This is a genomic window from Sphaerisporangium sp. B11E5, from assembly GCF_039871875.1.
Classification (GTDB): domain Bacteria; phylum Actinomycetota; class Actinomycetes; order Streptosporangiales; family Streptosporangiaceae; genus Sphaerisporangium.
This window is the reverse complement of record NZ_JBDPMD010000124.1, coordinates 1-873: the sequence shown is the minus strand read 5'-3', so window position 1 is coordinate 873 and position 873 is coordinate 1. Positions and strand designations below refer to the sequence as shown.

At 74.8% G+C, this 873-nt stretch carries 1 protein-coding gene; it reads left to right on the top strand.

The features are described 5' to 3' along the window. Window positions 1-107: 107 nt before the first annotated feature. On the top strand, window positions 108-873 hold a 766-nt coding region (locus tag ABGB17_RS38820; RefSeq protein WP_347639402.1), incomplete at its 3' end, for an AfsR/SARP family transcriptional regulator.

Here is an 873-nt window from a genome sequence, read left to right as displayed (position 1 = left end):
GCCCGCTGTCCACCGCCTTACGGCCCCCCGCCCACACCCCGTAACCCGCCACACCACCCCGCGCGACGCCGTGAAACCCCGCCCCGACCGGCGTTATCGTGACATCCATGCGTTTTGGCGTGCTGGGGCCGCTGACGGCCTGGACGGCCGACGACCACCCGGTCACCATCCCCGGCCTCAAGGTCCGCGCCCTGCTGGCCGACCTGCTCGCCCACGACGGCCGGCCCGTCCCCGCCGACCGCCTCATCGACGACCTGTGGTCCGGCGACCCCCCCGGCAACGCCACCGGCGCCCTGTCCGCCAAGATCTCCCAGCTCCGCCGCGCCCTGGAAGACGCCCAGCCCGGCGCCCGCGCCCTGCTCGCCGCCCACCCCGCCGGCTACCGCCTCCACATCGACACCGCCACCGCCGACCACCTGCGCTTCACCGACCTGCTCACCCAAGCCCGCACCACCACCGACCCCCGCGCCAAAGCCGCCCGGCTCGCCGACGCCCTCGCCCTGTGGCGCGGCCCCGCCTACGCCGACTTCCGCGACGAACCCTTCCTCCGGCCCGTCATCGCCCGCCTGGAAGAACAACACCTCACCGCCCGCGAGGAACACGCCGAGACCCGCCTGGCCCTCGGCGAACACACCCAGCTCGCCGACGAACTCACCGAACTCCTCCGCGAACACCCCCTGCGCGAACGCCTGCGCGCCACCCACATGCGCGCCCTGTACCGCTCCGGCCGGCAGAGCGAAGCCCTCGACAGCTACCACCACCTGCGCGACCACCTCGCCACCGAACTCGGCCTCGACCCCGGCGCCGGCCTCACCCGCCTGCACCACGCCATCCTCACCCAGGACCCCGCCCTCGACGCCCCCACCCCACCCC